Below are 2075 nucleotides of genomic sequence, written 5' to 3' on the forward strand. Positions count from 1 at the left end.
TGCCATCCTCCCAAATCACCACCTCCCCGAAAGTTCGGTGGACGTCGATGCCAATCACCCGTCGCATTCGCACCTCCTGCCAATCAGACCACATGACGGGAGCTGCGGGCGACACGACAACTACGGATTCGCGCTCCCAGCGCAACCGGGCGAGTCGCAGAGGCGGCCAGCTACTAACTCGAGCTCTCAGCTCATCGTATGCATCGGCCTGCCCGCACATCGTGCTCCCGGTGCCTCTGTCCCGATGGTCGCACCATACGCCACGATGTAGAAAACCGCAGCGGAACGTTGGCACCGAGACATCTCATACCGGTTACCAACCCCATCGAAAGCACCTTCGCCACCGTGCGCCACCGCACCATCCGGTCGAAGGGTTGTCTGTCGAACGGGACCGCGCTCGCCATGGTCTTCAAACTCGTCGAGGGCGCGCAGAAAAGCTGGCGCCGTCTCGATGGCCACCACCAGTTGCCAAAACTCGTTCTTGGTGTGACATTCAACGACGGGATCGAGGTCATCGCCAAGCCGACCGACCGTCAGCCCATAACCGCCGCCGCCTGACCGGCCCGGCCGTCACCAAAATTTGGCGATAGCTCCGGCCCTCTGTTGCAGGACGCAACGAACAGAATAAATTTTGGCGGACGATTGCTGTGGGGCTGAGTAGCGAAGATGCTGCGCTCGAAGCCGGATTGTCACAACCTGTCGGAAGCAGATTATTCCGAAAGGCGGGCGGCATGCCACCAGCGATGTTCAGATCTTCGGCAAAACCGCTCTCCGGGCGGTACCTCTCATTGGTAGAGCGCGAGGAGATCGCACTTTTAAGGTGCAGGGCCATTCCATGTAAGAGATTGGACGTCGCCTGGGGCGGGCTGCTTCGACAGTCTCCCGTGAACTGCGGCGCAACGCGGCCACCCGCGGCGGCGGGTCGGAGTATCGGGCAACAACTGCCCAATGGCGTGCGGATCGATCCGCCCGCCGGCCCAAGCCGAGCAAGCTTGCGCTCAATGCAACCTTGCGCACTTATGTGGAGGAGAGACTTGCTGGCGGCGTAGTAGCCCCGAGCGGCGCTCCCGTTCCGGGTCCCGCCGTTTCGTGGAAGGGCCGCCGGTATGGCCCGCGCAAGGATCGGCGATGGGCCAAAGCCTGGAGCCCTGAGCAGATTGCCCGACGCTTGCCGATCGACTTCCCGGACGACAAGACGATGCGCATCAGCCACGAAGCTATCTATCAAGCTCTCTTCGTTCAGGGCCGTGGGGCGCTCCGCCGCGAGCTGACGGCCTGCTTGCGAACAGGACGTGTATTATGGATGCCCAGGGCGCGCGCACGCAGGCGAGGCAAGGGCTTTGTCTCGCCGGAGATCATGATCAGTGAGCGTCCTGCTGAAGCGGCCGATCGAGCAGTGCCGGGACATTGGGAGGGAGACCTCATCCTCGGTGTTGGCAGCTCGGCAATCGGCACGCTGGTCGAGCGCACGACGCGCTTCACGATGCTCTTGCATCTTCCCCGGTTGGCGGGGCATGGCGAAGCTCCGCGCGTGAAGAACGGACCTGCGCTCGCGGGACACGGGGCCGAAGCCGTGCGCGACGCGATCACGCGCACCGTCATCACCTTACTCGAGGAGCTGCGTCGCTCGCTAACCTGGGATCAGGGAGCCGAAATGGCTCAGCACGATCGTCTCAAGATCGATGCGGGTATCCAGGTCTACTTCTGCGACCCGCAAAGCCCTTGGCAGCGCGGCACTAACGAGAACACCAACGGGTTGCTGCGGCAGTACTTCCCGAAAGGCACAGACCTGAGCATCCACAGCGCCGACGAGATATCCGCGGTGGCAGCGGCCCTCAATGCCCGACCGAGAAAGACACCAGGCTGGAAAACGCCCGCGGAGGCGCTTGACGATCTGCTGTCATGAGTGAAAATAACTGGTGTTGCGACGACCGTTTGAATCCGCCATCAATATGGCGATTCTTATGATGAAGGACACTTCATCGAGCATGATGCGAATGTCCCAGTAGAACTAGCGTTCAAGTTTGAACCCGTATCAATCGCGCCAGCGTTTGAAAGGGATGCCGCGCCTAAAC

2 pseudogenes are annotated in these 2075 nt (G+C 61.5%); both read left to right on the plus strand.

What is annotated here, in order from left to right:
* Nucleotides 1–315: 315 nt before the first annotated feature.
* Nucleotides 316–558: pseudogene (locus IVB48_RS15995) on the plus strand (IS256 family transposase); the annotation flags it as partial.
* 185 nt (nt 559–743) lie between these two features.
* Nucleotides 744–1906, plus strand: a pseudogene (locus IVB48_RS16000) (IS30 family transposase).
* The last annotated feature ends 169 nt before the right edge of the window (nt 1907–2075 follow it).

The sequence above is a fragment of the Bradyrhizobium sp. 76 genome (genome assembly GCF_023073025.1).
In the GTDB taxonomy this organism is placed as follows: domain Bacteria; phylum Pseudomonadota; class Alphaproteobacteria; order Rhizobiales; family Xanthobacteraceae; genus Bradyrhizobium.